An 18510-nucleotide genomic window follows, 5' to 3' on the forward strand; every position below is an offset into this window, starting at 1 on the left:
AGCGATCTTCATCAGGGAGTTTGGCGCGCTTTGCGCTCCTTATGTTGCTCAAGCAAATTCTCCGGCGGTGGTGGTAATTGTAGGAAAAAACCCTGCTCTTGCAGTGATTCTTTCACTTTTTCCACATTAACCTGCGCAAGTTGACGCTGCTCAAGATTAACCAACATGACGAAAATAGGTTTACCAAACATCTGTTTCAAGGTGTCAGGAACCTGTGAAAAATCGTCCCGTTTCGGAATATAGAGGTAAGTCCCTTCTTTTTTAGGACTTTTATAAATAGAGCAAAGCATGACAAGCCTTCTAATTTAATAATTGACCACTTGGGGCGTTTTGTCTTAATTCAGTTAACTTTGGCCAAAATTGATGCCAAATCACTTATTTCACCGCAAGAGAACTTGCTGTGCTTTGGCGCTGAATATAACATGACAGCCCTGTTCTCAGCCAATGCTCTCTCCGCAAGGCATAGAGTTTATTGAGGTCAAAGTTACCATGTCCAAAACCCCTGACCTGAAAGGTAGTAGTTTTACTTTGTCGGTATTACACCTTTCTGACAACCAAATTGCGCATACTGTTCAATTTCTTCAAGAAAAGGTCGCGCAGGCTCCCGCTTTTTTTGCTCATGCTCCAGTAGTGATTAATGTGGCAAAAGTGGAAGGTGATCTTGATTATCCGGCTTTAAAGCAAGGAATTCGCGATGCGGGCTTGATCCCCGTAGGTGTCACAGGATGTAAAGACAAACGTAGCCAAAATCTCGCCTCCGATGCCGGTTTTGCGGTGATGTCGGCCACCAATTCTCCAACTCAAGCGCCGGCGAAAATGGCACCCACTAAAGTGGTGCGAACTCCGGTGCGTTCGGGCCAGCAGATTTACGCCAAAGACGGCGACTTAGTCATTTTAAGCCACGTCAGCGCGGGGGCTGAAGTGATCGCTGATGGTTCAATCCATATCTATGGCACGTTACGTGGCCGAGCGATTGCTGGAGCAAGTGGCCAAAGAGAAGCACGAATTATTTGTCATGATTTGCAAGCGGAACTGATTTCTATCGCTGGCCATTATTGGTTGAGTGACCAAATTGAAAGTCAGTTTTGGCAACAAAGAGTGATGCTCAGTATGACTGACGAATCACTCTACCTCGAAACGCTCACGATTTAAGATTGAAAGGAAAATATAACATGTCGCGCATTATTGTCGTCACGTCAGGAAAAGGCGGGGTTGGCAAAACCACCTCCAGTGCTGCTATTGCTTCAGGTCTCGCCCTGCGAGGCAAAAAAACCGCAGTGATCGATTTTGATATTGGTCTGCGTAATCTCGATTTAATCATGGGCTGTGAGCGCCGCGTGGTGTACGACTTTGTCAACGTCATCAATGGCGAGGCCACACTGAACCAAGCCTTGATTAAAGACAAACGTAACGAAAACTTATTCATTCTGCCAGCTTCTCAAACCCGTGATAAAGATGCGCTGACCAAAGATGGTGTACAGCGTGTGCTCGGTGACCTAAAAGAGATGGGTTTTGAGTTCATTATTTGTGATTCCCCCGCGGGGATCGAACAAGGCGCATTAATGGCGCTTTATTACGCTGATGAAGCGATTGTTACCACCAACCCAGAAGTGTCATCAGTGCGCGACTCTGATCGTATTCTCGGCATTCTTGATTCGAAGTCACTGCGTGCAGAACAAGGACAAGCCCCGATCAAACAACACTTACTGCTGACCCGCTACAACCCAACGCGAGTAACTCTAGGTGAGATGCTCAGCGTACAAGACGTTGAAGAAATCTTGCATGTGCCGCTGCTTGGCGTGATCCCAGAAAGCCAAGCGGTACTGAATGCTTCCAACAAAGGCGTACCCGTAATTTTTGATGACCAGTCAGATGCTGGCCAAGCCTATCAAGACACCGTTGCACGCCTACTGGGTGAACAAGTTGAGTTTCGTTTCCTGACTGAAGCGAAGAAAGGCATTTTCAAACGCTTATTCGGAGGTTAAGGCTATGTCATTGCTGGAATTTTTCCGCCCACAGAAGAAGACTTCCGCGAGCGTTGCCAAAGAGCGTTTGCAGATCATTGTTGCCGAGCGTCGCAGTCAAGACGATCCTGCACCCAGTTATTTACCACAGCTCAAAGAAGACATTTTGAAAGTGATTGCCAAATATGTCGCCATCGACCCTTCGATGGTTGAACTCTCTTTCGAGCATAAAGATGATGATATCTCGGTACTTGAACTGAACGTCAAACTGCCGGACGATGAAAAGTAAGCCCTTACAGACCCTCGACTTCGAGGGTCTTTTTTATCTCTCGCTTTTCGACTTGACACTGCTGTTTCAAAAGACAAAGGCATGTGATTTATTACCTGCTGGGAAATGTCGATTTTGTTGAGCTAGATCACACACAAGTTGTCGCTAAAATGACGCGCGTTTGACCCAGACTTAACGGCGTAGGTTCATAGTGAGCCGTGTCTCCGATGGCCAACATCTCTTAACCAAGGATTTATGATGAAAAAAAGTATTTTTGCCCTGAGCGCGCTGACTCTCATTCTTGTCGGTTGTGATAACAAGCAAGACGCAAAAGTGGAAGTTGAAAAAATCGTTGACGTGGCTGAACAATCTACTGAACAACCAGCGGCTCAACCATCAACTGAAAGCGTGGATGCTGCACATAACTCTCAGAACAGCCTAGATTGGGCAGGCATCTATCAAGGCACTCTGCCTTGTGCTGATTGTGGTGGAATTGAAACTGAACTGACTCTTAATATCGATGGTTCTTACAAACTCGCCGAAACATACCTCGATAAAGAGGGTGAACCTTTCACCTCTGCAGGTACATTCGTTTGGGATGAAACAGGCAGCATCGTAACATTGCAAACGGGTGAACAAACTGGCTCACAACAATATCTTGTGGGTGAAAATACACTGACCCATCTGGATATGCATGGCCAACAAATCGATGGTGAACTGGCTGATTTTTACGTACTCAGCAAGCAATAATCTCGATTCGCCTGACCGAAAAACCTTCTTACAAACGCGCCACAATGTGGGCGCGTTTTGTTTTTATCCGTAATTTATTTCTTACTTTTCGCTTCAAAAGCGGCTAGCTGCTCTGGTGTCGCCGGCGGTTGATGGTTCTTCTTCCACTCATCGTAAGTCATTCCATATACACGCTCGCGGGCATCATCAATATCCAGATCTAGCCCTTCCTTCTGCGCTTCAGCGGCATACCATTTACAGAAGCAGTTACGGCAGAAACCGGCCAAAATCATCAGGTCGATGTTCTGCACATCTTTATTTTGATCCAGATGTTGCAGCAGTTGGCGAAACACCGCTGCATCGAGTTTATCTTGCTCGGCTTGACTAAGTTGTTGGTGTTTAAATTGAGCCACGTCACTTTCCTTTTGTGCGATTTATCGTGCAGCGAGTATATACCCAAATCGCTCTGTGTTTCAGGTGAGTAATCCTAGTATCAGGGCTTCTGAGCATAAAAAAGCACCTAGCAAATGCTGGGTGCTCAATACAATGACTAAATTGGGCGTTGGGCTGTTTTTTAACCTTGGATACCAACAATCAACCAAGGAGCATTCGGAACAGTCAGGTCACGCTCTAAGTGCCATACATCCTCAATGTTTTCTTCAATACCTTCTACCGCATCACGGTAACGACCACTGAACTGTAAGCTCAACTGCGCACGGTTTGCATCGTAATCAGCGCGAACAATTTCGGCATCCACATACATCACATCGGTATGTTGATCACCGGCGTAGTTAGCACGCTCTGCTTTGAGATCTTCAAACAAGCTAGGTGATACATACTCACGAATGGTTTCTAGCTGATTGTGGTTCCATGCACCTTGCAAAATACGGTAGTGCTCACGCGCACCATTGACAAACGCGACACGGTCAAAACCCGCAGGGTAGTTATGCGGTACATCGCTTTGTGCTGTGCTACCAAAACCGCCGCCCATAGATTGGGGTTGTTCGAAGTTGTGCACATTAGGTTGCTCAAATGATGTGCGATTCATACCACTGTATGCCGGTTGCTGCTGAGAGTGGTTCATACTGCCTTGCTTCGATGCCAACAAACCACGCATCAGTTTGAAAATCACAAACGCAATCAAGCCCATGATCAGAATATCCATGAATTGGATACCTTCAAACGCACCGCCAAAGAAGGCCGCAAGCAGACCACCCGCTAGAAGGCCACCCAACAAGCCGCCCATCAAACCTTTCTTGGTTGAGCTGGCAGGATTAGCCGTATCATTTTTTAACGTATCATTCTTTTGTTGCTGTTGTTTCGGTGCAGGTGCCGTTTTGTAGCTGCTACCAAACGATTTACCGCCACCCATTTTTTTGGCTTCGGCAATCGGAGTGACCGCCACCGAAACCATGATTAACGCGATAAGCGAAAACAGACGTTTCATACACTTCCTTAGGGTTAGATGTTATGGGGCTTTAGAGCCTATCTTTACTGAGTCACTATAGCCAGTTCATCCCTTTATGGAAACGTTTTGCATTTATCGACATGTATCAGAATATTGCAAATCGATTCGTTGACGCTCCTGTAGGGGATGTTTAGACTATCGAACGTTGTTCATTATTGAATTCAGATCATGGCAAGACGAAACGATCATACCCGAGAAGAGCTAGTCGCAATCACTTTAGATAAAGTGAAGCAGTTTCTCGATACGCATTCCTATCATGAGCTGAGCTTGCGTAAAGTGGCTACTATGATCGGCTATGTGCCGAGCACCTTAGTCAACGTGTTTGGCAATTACAACCTATTGCTGCTTCATGTGGTGGCACAAACTCTCGATGAATTGGCACTAGAGGCCAAGAGAGCCTTAAAATCCACACCGGATCCAAAAGATGCCTTATATCAACTTGCTTACTGCTATCACAATTTCGCAAAGCGTAATCCATACCGTTGGCAGCTAATTTTTGAGCACAATATGAATGGCGAAGCCCTACCGGAATGGCAAAGTCAGCGAATTGATAACATGACTAGCATGCTAGAAGACCTATTGAAAGTGATTGCGCCGTTGCGTTCTGAACAAGAAGTGTTGCAAGCCAGTCGCGTGCTGTGGTCTGGTGTACATGGCATCACCATTTTAAGTGTGGATGATAAATTTTTTGCCACTGCGCCAATTGATGGCAATGCTTTGATTGAGAATTTACTCAATCACTACCTAGCCAATTGGTAATGGGGGAAACATGGCCAAGTCCACATCGGCACTGTTAACCGAGCGCCGTTTTTTACCCTATTTCATAACTCAATTTCTTGGCGCCTTTAACGACAACATTTTTAAAAATGTTTTGTTACTGTTTGTGGCCTTTGCCGGCCCTCAAGCCCTCCCCATCTCCAGTAATCTGTTTATCAATCTTGCGGCGGGATTATTTATTCTGCCTTTCTTTCTGTTTTCGGCTTCGGCCGGTGTACTGGCCGATAAACTGGAAAAGTCGCGCTATATTCGCAAAGTCAAACTGCTAGAAATTTTCATCATGCTCGGCGGAGCCATTGGTTTTCTCACCCAAAGCTACGGCATTTTGTTGTTTTTACTGTTTTTGATGGGCACGCAATCCGCTTTCTTTGGTCCGGTGAAATATGCACTGCTACCGCAACAACTGAAATCAGAAGAGCTTGTTCCCGGTAACGCCTTAGTCGAAACCGGAACTTTCCTCGCTATTTTACTCGGCACTGTGGGGGCAGGCGTGATTGCCTCAGCAGACTATGCACACTATTTTTCAGCTGCCGCGGTACTCATTTTTGCTCTGCTCGGTTATCTCTCTAGCCGCGCGATCCCACTCGCACCAGCCAGTGCACCCGATATTGAATTTCGCTGGCAACCGATCGCTCAAACTAAACAGACGCTCCGCATTGCTAAGCGCGATCGCACTATCTTTCAATCCATTATGGCGATCAGTTGGTTCTGGTTCCTCGGCGCAGTCTACCTCACCCAGTTCCCCAATTTCACCCAACTCTATCTCAATGGCAATGAAGCGGCGGTCTCTTTCCTGCTCGCCCTATTTTCGATTGGCATCGCAGTTGGTTCACTAACTTGCGACAAACTCTCAGGCCATCGAATTGAAGTGGGCATTGTCCCGCTAGGCAGTATCGGGATCAGCTTATTTGGTTATCTGATGGCCACCAGTATTCCGGCTGAGCTTCCTGTTTTTACGACTTTTACTGGCTTCGTTACTCATTCCGCACTATGGCCGCTCTTTACTTACTTATTACTGATCGGCGTGTTTGGTGGTGTGTTCATCGTTCCGCTGTATGCCATGTTGCAGCAGCGCGCCAACGTCACCGAACGTGCCCAAGTGATTGCTGCACTTAATATTTATAACTCGCTGTTTATGGTGGGCAGTGCCATACTCGGTATTGTCTGTCTCAGTGTTTTAGACATGAGTATTCCGCAATTGTTTGCCTTGTTAGCGGTGCTCAACGTGCTGGTGGCTTTGTATATTTTCCTACAAGTTCCCATTTTTGCCGTACGCTTCTTGGTCTGGATCCTGACCCATACTTTATACCGAGTACGTCATAAGAATCTGCACCATATACCAGAACAAGGTGGTGCTTTGTTGGTGTGTAACCACGTAAGTTATATGGATGCCCTACTGCTTAGTGCCGTTTGCCCACGCTTGATCCACTTTGTCATGGAAGAGGAATACGCCAACTTGCCGCTACTCAAACGTTTTTTGAAACGCGCAGGAGTCATCCCAATTTCCGCCAACAACCGCACTTCATTACGACGTGCTTTTGCAGAAATTGAACACTCACTCAAAGAAGGCAATTTGGTATGCATTTTCCCTGAAGGCCGTTTAACGGCAGATGGTGAAATGAATCCGTTCATGCGCGGATTGGATGTGATCCTTCATCGTAGCCCTGTTCCTGTTGTGCCTTTGGCGCTGAAAGGTTTGTGGGGCAGCTATTTCAGCCGCCATAAAGGTCGAGCTTGCCAAGGATTGCCAACCCGTTTTCGCTCACAATTAGAAATTGAAGCAGGAGAGCCAGTGGCGGCTGATCTCGCTAACGCCGCACTGATGCACGAAAAAGTTGCCCATTTGCGAGGTGATTGGCGTTAATAAGCCATCAATCCCACCTATCCCAACGACTTGGAGTTGCAGTGAATGACACTGCAATTTCAATAAGCCATAAAACGCATATCGCCTTTTCCTGCCGCTAACCACGTGACAACGTCAAAACTGTTCTAAACTCAAAATCAAAGCACATGCTCTTGAGCTTTTGGGGCAACCTCAGAAGCTTTATCACGTAAAGATAAGATCGGTTAGGAGACTCTTTTATGAGAGTAAGAACACGGATATTGCTTACATTTGGACTCGTAGGGATGATTGTTGCAGCACTAGGACTGTGGGCAGTAAAAACCATGTACTCCAGCTCTTCCTCCCTGAATTACATTGTTGGCCCCGCTTGGGATACTGCCGATGGTGCCATGGAAACTTCAATTAAAATCGAAGCTCAGATGCTTGCCGTTAGTCGGCTGATCCTAGGTGGCGATAAACAAGAGGTCGAAAGCACCCTCAAAGCGGCGATTGAAGATGTTGATAATGCTTCTTCACGGATGATTCAGGCAGGGCTACTCAGCACCGAACAAGCCCGTCAATTCACTCAATTCAACACGCAATATCAAAAAGCGCGTGATGAATTGATATCAAGTTACGAAACGTATACTCAAAGTAAAATCACTTACGATAAATCGACCACCGCACTCGTGAATTTTGGTGAGAAATTAGAAGCACTAGGTGATGCAGCGGTTGAAGAGTTGGAGCGAGATCCCTCTCGAATGCTGACGTGGGAAACTGATGTCATACAGCGTTGGCAAGCCGCGGATGGCGGTATGGAGTCAAACATTGGATTGCTGTGGAAAATGTATCACACCCAACGTTTACTGGATGGGCAAGATGACCAAACCCAGATGAAGGCGATTGAACAAGCCATCGCTTTCCAAAAGCAAGCTAATCAAGAAATGTTCTCTACGGGACGCTTTGATGTATCAGCAGGCCCAGAATGGAAAGAAGCAAGCTACGCAGAGGTGTTCACTCAACTCAACGAGCAGCACGAAAAAGCCATGTTGACGGTCATAGACAACTATCGACACTATCGCGAAACCTATGCGCAATACACAACCACTTCTCGGGATTTTCTGAATTTTATTGGTGAACTAGAAGAGATTGCTGATAGTAAAGTAGAACAACAAGCCGGTGTGACTTTGCATGAACAGGCCGTCGCGATCACCACCTTTAAAGTGTTAACTGCCGCAAGTATTGTTGTGCTGTTACTGTTAGGTTGGATTCTAGGCAAACAAGTTTTGTCACCTGTAGGACGCTTATTAGATAGAGTGACCGATATCTCCGAAGGCAACGGGGACTTAACGCTACGAGTTAACATCACCACTCAAGATGAATTTGGCGAACTAGGAAGAGCATTCGATGAATTTATTGATAAAATTCAGAGCCTTGTAACCGATATCACTCAATCCATTAATCTCGCCAAAACGGCAGCCGGAGATCTGTCCGCCACGTTTAAAATCACCGCAGAAGCGGTGGATAAGCAGACCATTGAAGTCAATGCGATTTCGCATGCCACTACAGAAATGACGGCCAATTCTTTGCAGGTAACCAGTGGCGCACGGGAGATAAGCCAGTCGGTTTTAACCATCGATAAAAATGCACAAAGCACACTCAGTAATGTTCGACAAGCTGCAAAATCCGTTAACGAACTGGTTGCGGAGGTGACTCAAGGGACAGAAACCATCAATTCCTTAAAAAATCATGTCACAAGCATTGAGCCTGTTTTAGCCGACATTAATGGGATTGCAGAACAAACCAATTTGTTGGCGCTTAACGCGGCGATTGAAGCCGCTCGCGCGGGAGAGCAAGGGCGAGGCTTTGCAGTGGTTGCCGATGAAGTTCGCTCACTTGCTACGCGGACTCAAGGCAGTACCAACACCATCCAGCAGAGTATTACTCAATTACGCGGCAGTGCCGATGAATCGGTAAGAGTGATTAATAACAGTATGTTAAAGGGTACCCAAACGACTGAGATCACGTCACAGGCCGAAGAGTCTTTGCATCAAGTCGCCATTGAAATTTCTCGGCTCACAGAGATGAACAAGCAAACCGCGGATGCAATCACTCATCAAGAACAATCCGTGACTAGCATTGCCTCTAGCGTTTCTCACCTTCAAGTTCTTTGCCAAAGTGCCCAAGAAAAAATCCAGCAAAGCGAGCATACAATTTCATCGCTCAAAACGAAGCAAGATGATTTGGCGCTGAAAGTGAGCAAATTTAAGATCTAATGACAGGAGAATTCTGGCAGCTTCCCGACACTAAAGCTGCCAGTTTCTTATCCGGCTCTTGGATAAGAGACAATATTTTGAAACACAGCCTTGTCAGTGATTGCCGCGTAGCCATGGGGCTGGTCGCTAAAAAAGCGAATGTGCTCTCCTTGTTTCAGCTCATGCCATTGATCATCAAAAAACACCTTCATAACCCCCTCCAAAACGTGAATGTATTCAATCACCCCTAATGCATGAGGTGATGACATCTGCTCGTGATGATTAAGCAGTGTAATTTCAAACATCTCCAAGCCAGAGTCCGCAGCATAAGGAAACAAGGTATGAACTTTCATGTTGGGATCGTCAGGAAAGGAACGCTCACTCGATAACAGCTGCGGATCATTCGCAAAAAAAGCAGAAAATGAAGCCTCTAAACCACTGGCAATTTTCCAAAGTGTCGCAATGGTGGGACTCGATTCACCCCGTTCAATCTGACCCAGCATGGCTTTGGAAACGCCCGTAAGTTGAGCTGTCGCATCCAGACTCAAGCCTTTGCTTTTGCGCAGTACTTTTAATTGATTAGCGATTTGTGACTTAAACATAGCGTCAGTCATGCGGAAAACCTCTTATTGTGCGCTATAACGCACAGAGCTATACTCGAAACGTGCGTTATTACGCACAAACACTTTACCCAAAAAGGAACCCATGATGAAAGGATTATTCAATCTCAGTCACCTCTCTGCGGGCTTTACCACGGTTTTGGTTGGCTACACGAGTTCGGTTGTGATCGTGATTCAAGCCGCTACAGCCTCAGGTGCCAACCCTGCTCAAATCGAAAGTTGGTTACTGACTTTGGGTGTGGTGATGGGGTTGACGTCACTTATTTATTCTTGGGTTTACAAAACGCCCATCTTAACCGCATGGTCAACGCCGGGCGCAGTGATGCTGGCTGCAACGGCGGGTCAATACTCGTTACCGGTCGTGATTGGGGCGTTTATGTTCTCCGGTGTGTTGATCGCTCTCACTGGCATGATCACGCCTTTGACTCGCGCACTGAGCAAAATTCCGGTTCCTCTTGGCACGGCCATGCTCGGCGCTATTTTGCTGCCCTTTTGTGCCAAAGCCTTTACTCCACTCACCCATACGCCCGTGCTTTTTTTCCTACTGTTTGCCAGTTATTTGTTAGCCAAACATTTTGTGCCTAGATACACCATGTTGATCCTGCTGATTACGAGTATCGGCTGTGCCATCGCTCTGGGTAGCTTTGCTGACACAGACCTCTCATTAAGCATTGCAACTCCTCTCTGGGTTGAACCTGAGTTTGACTGGCTTGCCTTGCTCAATCTGGCTCTGCCGCTTTACCTCATCACCATGCTTTCGCAAAACTTACCGGGGATTGCGATGATGAAAAGCTATCAATATGAAGCGCCGATCAAACCGATTTTGCTCGGAACCGGATTGACCAACATGCTCGCCGCTCCCTTTGGTGGTTTTAGCGTGAACTTAGCCGCGATTTCAGCTGCGATCTGCATGGCAGAGGAAGTCGACAGCGATAAAACTCAGCGTTATCGCGCAGTGATGTGGGCTGGTGTGTTTTATTTATTGGCAGGGATTTTTGCTGCTGCGGTGGTGAACCTTTTTCTCGCGCTCCCCCAACCCATTTCTGCCATGCTTGCCGGTTTAGCCCTGCTCGGCACTTTGATGATGTGCCTGCACACCGCCTTTAAAACGGATGAATACCGTGAGCCAGCGCTGTTTACTTTTATCATCACGCTTTCTGGCGCAACACTGTTTGGAATGAGTGCCACTTTGATTGGCCTTGTCGTGGGTTTGGTCTACTTACGTTTGAGCGCGACATCGAAAAAATAACGGCAAGAGAAACTTTGGTTGGCAGCGGTGGATACCATATCCACTGCTGCCAACCAAAGTCATTTATTTAATAATTACAGTAACTTGAAGGTCGTTTGTTGAGCGGACAACCACGCTTTAATCGCTGCGCGAGAGACTTTAATTTCCCCATCCAGCAAAGTATCGGGGAGTAAAAAGTACATGATAGGCCATTTGAATTTTTCGAGTTTACCTTGGCACCAAGTATCACCGATGGCTTGACACCACTCGGCCTCACTACGAATCACGGCGACGGGTCGCGCACCAAACTCACTATCTTGAACGGGTATTACGATCGCCACTTGCACATGAGGGTGCTGGTTTAACACCGCTTCTATTTCTTCACAGTGAACATTTTCACCGCCAGAGATAAAAAGATTATCTGCTCGGCCATCAATCAACAGGTTATTGCCCTGCCAGCGACCGAGATCTTTGCTGTCAAACCAACCCTGCTCATTAGTGAGCGGCACTAGCTGCCCTTGCCGATAATAGCCTTGTGCCAGCGTCTTCCCAGCAATGAAAATCCGCCCATCAACAAGGCGCAGCTCACGATGATCCAAAAGCTCACCATTACCTGCAAGTCCATCGACCCGCTTCGCGGTAACCGTCGAAGCCGCTTCGGTCATGCCATAGCCCAGCCAAGTATCAATACCGCGCGTTGCCGCCATTTGAGCGAGTTCAACAGGGATATGGCTGCCGCCGAGCAGAACACGTTTGAGCGTCAATCGAGAGCGACCGTCCAACAGACGTTTAAGCTGAGTAGGCACCAATGAAGCGTGAGTGACGCCAGCAATATCGCTTTGCAGATCGCCAGTGCCGATCTTGAGTGTGGCTCCGACAGCAAGCCAGCGATAGAGAATGGCCACACCAGAGATATGATACAGCGGCAAACTCAGTAACCAACTGTCTGATTCGGTAAAAGCAAATTTGTTCAGTAAACCGCGCGCCGAAACCAAATGTTGCTGATGAGTGTGTGCCACCGCTTTAGGTGTCCCCGTCGAACCCGAAGTGAATATTAACGTCGCCAGTTGTTCAGCAAAGAACGGTCTAGAAATTTTCTCACCATCAACAGTGCCATCCCGTTCATCGGGCAAGCTCAGAAGATCGGCATTAAGCGCCGCAATCTCTTCTTCACTCAATGCGCAAGAAGGTGCTAGCCAAAGGTGCTTTGGACTTTGCTCCGCATAAAGCGTGGCGAGCTTTTCCTGCAAAAGAGCCAAAGGTTGTGGTGCGACAAAGGCGCACAGCGCGCCCACTTGAGTGCAGGCTAAAAACCACAGCACAGTGTGCAGATGATTTTTCCCCACCAGCGTCACCACTTCCCCCGACCGAACCCCTTGCTCACGCAGCGCTTTAGCATAGTGTGCCACTTGGCAGTCTAGGGCTTGCCAAGTCAGTGTTTGCCCGGCATGGTTCAGCGCGACCTGATTGGGGTCGCGCTCAAGCCAAGGCTGCCAGAGGCTCACAGAGCAGATTCCGAGCGCCATACGATTGGCTGCTCTTGCAGGGAAACCACAGGCAGCGAGCTATTTGGCCAAGGCGTTTCTAACTGAGCACGGAATAAACCTATGGTATCGAGCCCCGGCACTTCATTAGGCAGTAATTTATGCGCCAAACGCGCTAACTGGTTCAATCCTAAGCTAGACTCTAAGCTAGAACTGATCACCGCTTGCAACCCAAGTGCTTTCGCTTTCTCGACCAAAGCCTCCACACGATACACCGAACCAACCAAGGTCGGCTTGATCACTATGGTCTTCACGCCGAGCAGATTTTCTAAAGCAAAATCTGCATCGCGAACCGCTTCTTGTAAGGTTTCGTCCCAAGCAATCGCAATACCGGTATCAATCGAAAACGCGATACTTTCACTTGGCGATTGGCACGGCTCTTCTAGAAAGGCGATACGGCTGCGTAAAGACGGCGCGACGTATTGAGCAAATTTGAGCGCTTTGGCAGGAGTCCACGCGCGGTTGGCATCCAAACGCAGCGTTAATTCTGGCATGGATTCCAAGAACAGGTTGACCAGCATGCCATCACGGATCGGCTCATACAGTCCAACTTTAACTTTAGCGACTTTCTGCCCCGGCAAATTGTTCAACACCGGCAGTAAATCATCCGGATCACCCGTACACAGCGGCGCAACATAGTAGTTGCCTTGTGTGGGTAGCGCTTGTTCTAGCTCGTAGTGCGCCATCGACATACCAAAGGCGACCGAAGGATGCTGTGCATCCCAATCAATCGTGTGACCTTTGACCCACTGCTCAAGCAGCGCTTGCGCTTGTATGCCCGCTTCTTCCAACGTTTCTCGGCTAAAGCCGGGCAGCGGTGCAATCTCGCCGCGTGCAGTACGGTCGTTTTCGGTCAGTTCGACAATAAAGCCTTCACGCTGAGTCAGTTTCTCATTGCGAAGGATGACACCGCTATCCATCGGCAGTTGGTAGCGATAGAGGGTTGCATGACGCATGCTGATCTCTTCCTATATCCAATACGTGTACATAAACCGACGTTTATGCTCAAAGAGAAAGAGCGGCTGGATGCCGCTCTGAGAAGAATTATGGGTTACGCGGGAACTTGTTGAAGTCCGGACGGCGTTTTTCATTAAACGCGTTACGGCCTTCCTGACCTTCTTCTGTCATGTAGAACAGCATGGTCGCGTTGCCAGCCAGCTCTTGCAGGCCAGCTTGGCCATCACAGTCCGCATTGAGTGCCGCTTTCAAACAGCGAATTGCCATTGGGCTGTGTTGCAGCACTTCGCGACACCAGCGCACGGTTTCTCTTTCCAGTTCTTCAACTGGCACAACCGTGTTCACCAGCCCCATATCCAACGCTTCTTGAGCATTGTAGAAACGGCACAGGAACCAGATTTCGCGCGCTTTCTTCTGGCCGACAATACGCGCCATGTAAGAAGCACCCCAGCCGCCATCGAATGAGCCGACTTTCGGGCCAGTTTGACCAAATTGTGCATTTTCTGCCGCAATGGTCAGGTCACACATCATGTGCAGAACATGACCTCCACCCACTGCCCAACCTGCTACTGCCGCAATCACAGGTTTTGGACAAGTACGGATCTGACGTTGGAAATCGAGCACGTTCAGGTGGTGCGTGCCGGAATCATCACGGTAACCGCCGTAATCGCCACGGATTTTCTGATCGCCACCGGAACAGAACGCATCTTCACCTAAACCGGTCAGAATAATCACGCCCACCTTGTCATCGTATCGAGCATCTGACAGCGCGTGGATCATCTCTTTTACAGTCAATGGACGAAACGCATTGCGCACTTGTGGTCTGGCGATGGTGATTTTGGCAATCCCATCTTCGGACTTGTGGTAGTAAATATCTTGATAGTCACCGGTGCAATCTTGCCAAATCACTGGTGCGTAAAGTTCTTGTTCAGAAATGCCTGTTGTTTTAGCCATGGTGGTTCCCATTGTCGTTATCACTCAATTGGTGATTGAGTGGATCATCGCTTGTACAATCTTGGCAAACGCTTGCGGCTGTTCGTGGTGTACATTGTGGCCCGCATTCGCAACCTGACTGTAACTCAACCCGCAATGCTGTGCGAGTTGCTGAAATTTATTGTCTTTCTCGCCACACACATAGTGTATCGGCAGAGTAAGTGCTTGTAGTGCTGGCAATAAATACGGCTGCTTAGCCAAACTTGTTGCCAGTAACATATGTGCTACTGATGAGCCAAGATTAGCACTACGTTGCGCAATTAAAGTTTGTCTTTGCTCATGGTTTAGTGAACTAAATACCGCTTGCTGATACCAATCGCTCAACACATGCTCAATCGGTTGCTTAGCAAAGCGCTGTGCCCACTGCTCATCATTTTTCCAACGCGCTGCTTTTTCCTCGTCATCTTGCAGTCCGAAGTGGCCGCCTTCGATGACAGCCCCTCGTAGATTAAGGCTCGAAAAAGCCCCCTGTGCTAACCCATTCATGATTAATCGCCCACCGAGCGAGTACCCAACCAAAATCACAGGCACCTCAGGAGTGATATGCGCTTGCACCGTTTGCTCGATCATTTCGACCGCTTGAGCAAAATCCTCACAATTCAGCTGTAGATTCGCCCCATGACTGGGTAAATCCAAGGTCAATACCGCGCACTTCATGCTAGCCATATGAGAGAGAACCGGTTGCCAATCCGCACCACTGCCAAGCAAACCATGCACTAACACCACCAAGGGTGTTCGCGCTGCGGGTTTGGCAAAGTGCAGTTGACTAGAGAGCATGAAGTTGCGACGTCAGTTGTTTGATGTGCATAGAGGCTTGCTGGGGGGGAGTTTTCACTTCGATCAGTAAAGTGCCAACACCTTGCGCAAAATGCTCTTCCACCAAGGTTTGGTAATGCTCTAGCGTTTGCGCAGCACTGTACGCCAAGCCAAATTGCTGGGCTGCGTGGGCAAAGTCCATTCCATGCGGCATTTGATAGAGCGCTTCACGCTGCTCACTCGGCACAGGCAGGAGATCGAAAATCGCCCCACCATCGTTATTGGTCACCACAATCACTGTCGGCTGCGGAGGATTGCGCATCAGCGCAAGCGAATTGAGATCGTACAGCAGCGAGGTATCACCCATCAGCATGAACAGAGGTTTCTGTCGTGCACGCTGAACGCCTGACGCCGTTGCCACTAAACCATCAATGCCGGATGCACCGCGATTGGAGAACACTTCACGCCCATCAAGCGCGCTGAACATATCCACCAAACGCACAATCAGGCTGTTGCCCAAAAACAGATCCGCTTGCGTGGCTCGCTCGGTTAAATCCAACGCCAGAGCCACTTCGCTCAATGCTACTTCACTCAGAGCAGAAGAAGAGAAATGCAACTGCGCCAATTGGCGAACCGATTGCGCATAACGCGTTAACTCATCCGCCCAACCTTGCTGCGTATTTTGACCCACTAAGCGTTTACTGAGCAACGCTTCTACCCAATTTGGAATATCACACACCCACTGCTGCTGCATCGCATGCCAAGGGTTGTTACGCTCAGTCTGTGGCGAAACATAGTGATATTGACCGCGAGCTTGCCCACACCAATTGGCTAACCATTGCGCCAAGCGTTTCGAGACAATTCGTGAACCAAACTGCACCACGACTTCACACTGATTGAGCACATCACTCGCGCTTTGGTGCTGTAACCACAAATCGAAATGCGCCCACTCACTGCTGATGCCCGATTGTGGATCACACAGTAACGGCCACCCCATTGTTTGTGCAAAACGCTGCGCGGCTTGTGCTTCATCCGATGTCAACGAACCAACAATCACCACACCTTTGGTTAAAAAGCCGTCCAATGACGAAGGTGCGCTTTGCGCCAAACTTTGGTGACGCTCAGTGTAGGGGCGTTGATGTTCGCGCCATCTTTGCACACTGGCCAGATAAGGCTGATAAATCGCTTCATCACCAGCCGAATACAAAGGTTCAGGAAACGGGCAATTGATATGTACACAACCACCGAGCAAGGCTTGGCGAGCCATCACATCATCAATCGAAGTGAGTAACCAAGGGAGTGAATGGTGTATCGCAGGACTTGGCAGCTCAAGGGTTGCATTGACGTGATGAGAAAAGATGCCAGATTGAACAATGGCTTGATTGGCACCGCAACCCACCAGCTCTGGCGGACGATCGGCGGTTAATACGACTAAACGTTCACCAGTGAGTTTGGATTCGGCAATGGCAGGCAACAAGTTCGCCACCGCGGTGCCCGAAGTCACGATCACCGCGACTGGCTGTTGGCTAGCTTTCGCTAGACCAAGCGCCACAAAACCTAAGCCGCGCTCATCATAGTGAGTATGTAGAGTGAACGCCGCATTGGCATGTGCTTCAAGCGTCAAAGGTGTAGAGCGAGAGCCCGGAGCCACACACACTTGTGTTACGCCTAAACGGCTTAACTCTTCGAGTAAAACTCGTGACCAAAGACGGTTCAGTAAGGCTTGGTCGTGGTTCATGAGGCCACTCCCAGCGGTAAACGGTCGGTAATCAAGCTCAGTAAGGTAGAGAGCTTTTTATCCAGCTCCTGCCATTCATGCTCAGCCACGGAGCCCGGTACAATACCCGCCCCCGCAAACAGCTGAACTTGTTTATCCACCACTAGAGCACTGCGAATCGCCACACAAAACTCGGCTTGCGCATGGCTAAAATAACCCATGGAGCCCGCGTACCAGCCGCGTGCAAAAGGCTCATTTTCCGCGATGAAAGCCAGTGCCGCTTGACGAGGTAAACCCGCAACCGCAGCGGTAGGTTGTAATGCGCCCAGTAACTGCACGCCATTGACCCCCGATTTAAGCTGCGCATCAATGCGTTTTTTCAGATGCTGCACTTTACGCAGTCGCACCAGTTGCGCTTCTCTCTGGGCATGGATCTGCTCGGCGTGTGACGCGAGGCTTTCGATGATGTCTTCTACCACCAACTGATTTTCATTGAGGTTCTTGCTGTCGTGGGCCAACCAGTTTGCTAACTCCATATCTTGCGCGGCATTCATACCACGACCGATCGTGCCAGCAAGCGCTTCAGTTTCAAGCGTTTGGCCGTGACGCAAATAGAGCCGCTCCGGAGTCGACCCCATAAAGCTGTGGCGAGAATCGAGTGCCAGTAAAAAATGAAAACTGTGATGGTTTTGTGCATGACTGGCTTTAAGCAGTTGCGCCGCACTGATCGGCGCATCCAACGAAAGCTTGGTGTTGCGTGCCAGTACCACTTTTTTAAACTGCTGCTGAGCAATACCACTCAACACTTTCTCAACTAAATCATGCCACTGCGGAAGTGTTGGTGTATGTTCAACGGCATTTACTTCTGCCGTCATTGAGCGCAAGGTGGACACTTCGGGCAGTAATTTTTGCAGCACACTGAGAGTACGTTGTGGCTCATTATTCAGGTTGACTGACAATGACCATCTGTCATCAAAACGAGTCAGTTCAATCTGCGGCAAAAAGAAAAAAGAGGACATACAGCGCGGATTTTTTGCCGTATTGCCATCAAAAGATCGCCCCCCCCAAACACGTTGGTTATCGCCTAATATTGCGTAAGCTGGTGCAGGATCAGTAAAAGTATAAACTTGGCCTAGCGCCACGACTTCTTCACGAGTGTCACGCGACTGCCAATAAAATTTGGGGAAAATCGGTTGAGCGTCAAGCCAATCGATCAGCGCAAACGGTGGCTTATCGGCCAACAACTGAGTAAAACGAACATCATGATCCTTCGCGCCACGGATTTGCTCCATCAATTGAGCAACGGCCTGAGAAAAATGCAACAAAGCGACCTCGTACAGGTGAGATTCGGTAAACTGCGGCTACTCTATTGAGAGAGCCCTATGAAATCAAGGTTATGGGGTATCTTTTGC

18 protein-coding genes are annotated in these 18510 nt (G+C 48.5%); 8 read left to right on the forward strand and 10 right to left on the reverse strand.

The window, feature by feature from the left end; all coding sequences use genetic code 11:
* Nucleotides 1-11: 11 nt before the first annotated feature.
* Nucleotides 12-290 carry a YcgL domain-containing protein gene (locus tag VOA_RS03660; protein WP_000882649.1) on the reverse strand — a complete coding sequence of 93 codons (279 nt, stop codon included), beginning with the start codon at nucleotides 288-290 and terminating at the stop codon, nucleotides 12-14.
* 199 nt (nucleotides 291-489) lie between these two features.
* Between VOA_RS03660 and minC the strand changes: the two genes are divergently transcribed.
* The 4 genes from minC to VOA_RS03640 all read left to right on the forward strand — a co-directional run bounded on the left by minC (nucleotide 490) and on the right by VOA_RS03640 (nucleotide 2982).
* Nucleotides 490-1152, forward strand: coding sequence for a septum site-determining protein MinC (gene minC / locus VOA_RS03655; RefSeq protein ID WP_032468409.1), 663 nt, complete (start codon nucleotides 490-492; stop codon nucleotides 1150-1152).
* A gap of 20 nt (nucleotides 1153-1172) precedes the next feature.
* On the forward strand, nucleotides 1173-1985 hold the full coding sequence (gene minD / locus VOA_RS03650; RefSeq protein WP_000086773.1) for a septum site-determining protein MinD: 813 nt from the start codon (nucleotides 1173-1175) through the stop codon (nucleotides 1983-1985).
* Nucleotides 1986-1989: 4 nt separating this feature from the next.
* Nucleotides 1990-2253: a cell division topological specificity factor MinE gene (gene minE / locus VOA_RS03645; protein ID WP_000054414.1), complete on the forward strand. Its 264-nt coding sequence runs from the start codon at nucleotides 1990-1992 to the stop codon at nucleotides 2251-2253.
* A 234-nt stretch (nucleotides 2254-2487) separates the two neighbouring features.
* On the forward strand, nucleotides 2488-2982 hold the full coding sequence (locus VOA_RS03640) for a copper resistance protein NlpE (protein ID WP_083806632.1): 495 nt from the start codon (nucleotides 2488-2490) through the stop codon (nucleotides 2980-2982).
* Nucleotides 2983-3056: 74 nt separating this feature from the next.
* Here VOA_RS03640 and VOA_RS03635 read toward each other — a convergent pair whose 3' ends face one another.
* Together VOA_RS03635 and VOA_RS03630 are read right to left on the reverse strand one after the other, a co-directional pair.
* Nucleotides 3057-3374 carry a DUF1244 domain-containing protein gene (locus tag VOA_RS03635; protein WP_000046697.1) on the reverse strand — a complete coding sequence of 106 codons (318 nt, stop codon included), beginning with the start codon at nucleotides 3372-3374 and terminating at the stop codon, nucleotides 3057-3059.
* 161 nt (nucleotides 3375-3535) lie between these two features.
* On the reverse strand, nucleotides 3536-4408 hold the full coding sequence (locus VOA_RS03630) for a Tim44 domain-containing protein (protein ID WP_000825378.1): 873 nt from the start codon (nucleotides 4406-4408) through the stop codon (nucleotides 3536-3538).
* Nucleotides 4409-4597: 189 nt separating this feature from the next.
* On the opposite strand from VOA_RS03630, the gene VOA_RS03625 reads away from it, so the two are divergent.
* The 3 genes from VOA_RS03625 to VOA_RS0118625 all read left to right on the forward strand — a co-directional run bounded on the left by VOA_RS03625 (nucleotide 4598) and on the right by VOA_RS0118625 (nucleotide 9304).
* Nucleotides 4598-5188, forward strand: a complete 591-nt coding sequence (locus VOA_RS03625) for a TetR/AcrR family transcriptional regulator (protein ID WP_000113985.1) — start codon at nucleotides 4598-4600, stop codon at nucleotides 5186-5188.
* Between the two features lie 10 nt (nucleotides 5189-5198).
* Nucleotides 5199-7070, forward strand: a complete 1872-nt coding sequence (locus VOA_RS03620; protein WP_001140145.1) for an MFS transporter — start codon at nucleotides 5199-5201, stop codon at nucleotides 7068-7070.
* Nucleotides 7071-7288: 218 nt separating this feature from the next.
* Nucleotides 7289-9304: a methyl-accepting chemotaxis protein gene (locus VOA_RS0118625; protein ID WP_083806633.1), complete on the forward strand. Its 2016-nt coding sequence runs from the start codon at nucleotides 7289-7291 to the stop codon at nucleotides 9302-9304.
* Nucleotides 9305-9351: 47 nt separating this feature from the next.
* On the opposite strand, the gene VOA_RS03615 is transcribed toward VOA_RS0118625, so the two are convergent.
* Complete coding sequence (locus VOA_RS03615) at nucleotides 9352-9897, reverse strand: helix-turn-helix domain-containing protein (protein ID WP_000128681.1); 546 nt, start codon at nucleotides 9895-9897, stop codon at nucleotides 9352-9354.
* A gap of 94 nt (nucleotides 9898-9991) precedes the next feature.
* On the opposite strand from VOA_RS03615, the gene VOA_RS03610 reads away from it, so the two are divergent.
* Entirely contained in the window at nucleotides 9992-11152 is a 1161-nt protein-coding gene (locus tag VOA_RS03610) for a benzoate/H(+) symporter BenE family transporter (RefSeq protein ID WP_000677199.1), read from the forward strand.
* A 74-nt stretch (nucleotides 11153-11226) separates the two neighbouring features.
* On the opposite strand, the gene menE is transcribed toward VOA_RS03610, so the two are convergent.
* The 6 genes from menE to VOA_RS03580 all read right to left on the reverse strand — a co-directional run bounded on the left by menE (nucleotide 11227) and on the right by VOA_RS03580 (nucleotide 18423).
* A complete protein-coding gene (menE, locus tag VOA_RS03605; RefSeq protein ID WP_032468376.1) occupies nucleotides 11227-12657 on the reverse strand; it encodes an o-succinylbenzoate--CoA ligase in 1431 nt (476 codons plus the stop codon).
* The gene (gene menC / locus VOA_RS03600; protein ID WP_001215204.1) at nucleotides 12633-13631 is read right to left on the reverse strand and encodes an o-succinylbenzoate synthase; all 999 of its coding nucleotides are present in this window, start codon (nucleotides 13629-13631) and stop codon (nucleotides 12633-12635) included. Before menC ends, menE begins: the two co-directional genes overlap by 25 nt.
* Nucleotides 13632-13719: 88 nt before the next feature.
* A complete protein-coding gene (gene menB / locus VOA_RS03595) occupies nucleotides 13720-14586 on the reverse strand; it encodes a 1,4-dihydroxy-2-naphthoyl-CoA synthase (protein WP_001140803.1) in 867 nt (288 codons plus the stop codon).
* A 24-nt stretch (nucleotides 14587-14610) separates the two neighbouring features.
* Nucleotides 14611-15402 carry a 2-succinyl-6-hydroxy-2,4-cyclohexadiene-1-carboxylate synthase gene (menH, locus tag VOA_RS03590; RefSeq protein ID WP_000953143.1) on the reverse strand — a complete coding sequence of 264 codons (792 nt, stop codon included), beginning with the start codon at nucleotides 15400-15402 and terminating at the stop codon, nucleotides 14611-14613.
* Nucleotides 15392-17119, reverse strand: coding sequence for a 2-succinyl-5-enolpyruvyl-6-hydroxy-3-cyclohexene-1-carboxylic-acid synthase (menD, locus tag VOA_RS03585; RefSeq protein WP_001015135.1), 1728 nt, complete (start codon nucleotides 17117-17119; stop codon nucleotides 15392-15394). The genes menH and menD overlap by 11 nt, the downstream gene beginning before the upstream one ends.
* Nucleotides 17116-18423 (reverse strand): isochorismate synthase, encoded by a 1308-nt coding sequence (locus VOA_RS03580; RefSeq protein WP_000902228.1) that lies wholly within the window; start codon nucleotides 18421-18423, stop codon nucleotides 17116-17118. Before VOA_RS03580 ends, menD begins: the two co-directional genes overlap by 4 nt.
* Nucleotides 18424-18510: the final 87 nt, after the last annotated feature.

Origin of the sequence: Vibrio sp. RC586 (assembly GCF_000176715.1) — a bacterium.
Lineage (GTDB): Bacteria > Pseudomonadota > Gammaproteobacteria > Enterobacterales > Vibrionaceae > Vibrio.

Excerpts from the sequence above, each read along its gene's own strand:
- VOA_RS03660 (WP_000882649.1), bottom strand. The coding sequence starts at position 290 with ATGCTTTGCTCTATTTATAAAAGTCCTAAAAAAGAAGGGACTTACCTC.
- minC (WP_032468409.1), top strand. The coding sequence starts at position 490 with ATGTCCAAAACCCCTGACCTGAAAGGTAGTAGTTTTACTTTGTCGGTA.
- minD (WP_000086773.1), top strand. The coding sequence starts at position 1,173 with ATGTCGCGCATTATTGTCGTCACGTCAGGAAAAGGCGGGGTTGGCAAA.
- minE (WP_000054414.1), top strand. The coding sequence starts at position 1,990 with ATGTCATTGCTGGAATTTTTCCGCCCACAGAAGAAGACTTCCGCGAGC.
- VOA_RS03640 (WP_083806632.1), top strand. The coding sequence starts at position 2,488 with ATGATGAAAAAAAGTATTTTTGCCCTGAGCGCGCTGACTCTCATTCTT.
- VOA_RS03630 (WP_000825378.1), bottom strand. The coding sequence starts at position 4,408 with ATGAAACGTCTGTTTTCGCTTATCGCGTTAATCATGGTTTCGGTGGCG.
- VOA_RS03625 (WP_000113985.1), top strand. The coding sequence starts at position 4,598 with ATGGCAAGACGAAACGATCATACCCGAGAAGAGCTAGTCGCAATCACT.
- VOA_RS03620 (WP_001140145.1), top strand. The coding sequence starts at position 5,199 with ATGGCCAAGTCCACATCGGCACTGTTAACCGAGCGCCGTTTTTTACCC.
- VOA_RS0118625 (WP_083806633.1), top strand. The coding sequence starts at position 7,289 with ATGAGAGTAAGAACACGGATATTGCTTACATTTGGACTCGTAGGGATG.
- VOA_RS03615 (WP_000128681.1), bottom strand. The coding sequence starts at position 9,897 with ATGACTGACGCTATGTTTAAGTCACAAATCGCTAATCAATTAAAAGTA.
- VOA_RS03610 (WP_000677199.1), top strand. The coding sequence starts at position 9,992 with ATGAAAGGATTATTCAATCTCAGTCACCTCTCTGCGGGCTTTACCACG.
- menE (WP_032468376.1), bottom strand. The coding sequence starts at position 12,657 with ATGGCGCTCGGAATCTGCTCTGTGAGCCTCTGGCAGCCTTGGCTTGAG.
- menC (WP_001215204.1), bottom strand. The coding sequence starts at position 13,631 with ATGCGTCATGCAACCCTCTATCGCTACCAACTGCCGATGGATAGCGGT.
- menB (WP_001140803.1), bottom strand. The coding sequence starts at position 14,586 with ATGGCTAAAACAACAGGCATTTCTGAACAAGAACTTTACGCACCAGTG.
- menH (WP_000953143.1), bottom strand. The coding sequence starts at position 15,402 with ATGCTCTCTAGTCAACTGCACTTTGCCAAACCCGCAGCGCGAACACCC.
- menD (WP_001015135.1), bottom strand. The coding sequence starts at position 17,119 with ATGAACCACGACCAAGCCTTACTGAACCGTCTTTGGTCACGAGTTTTA.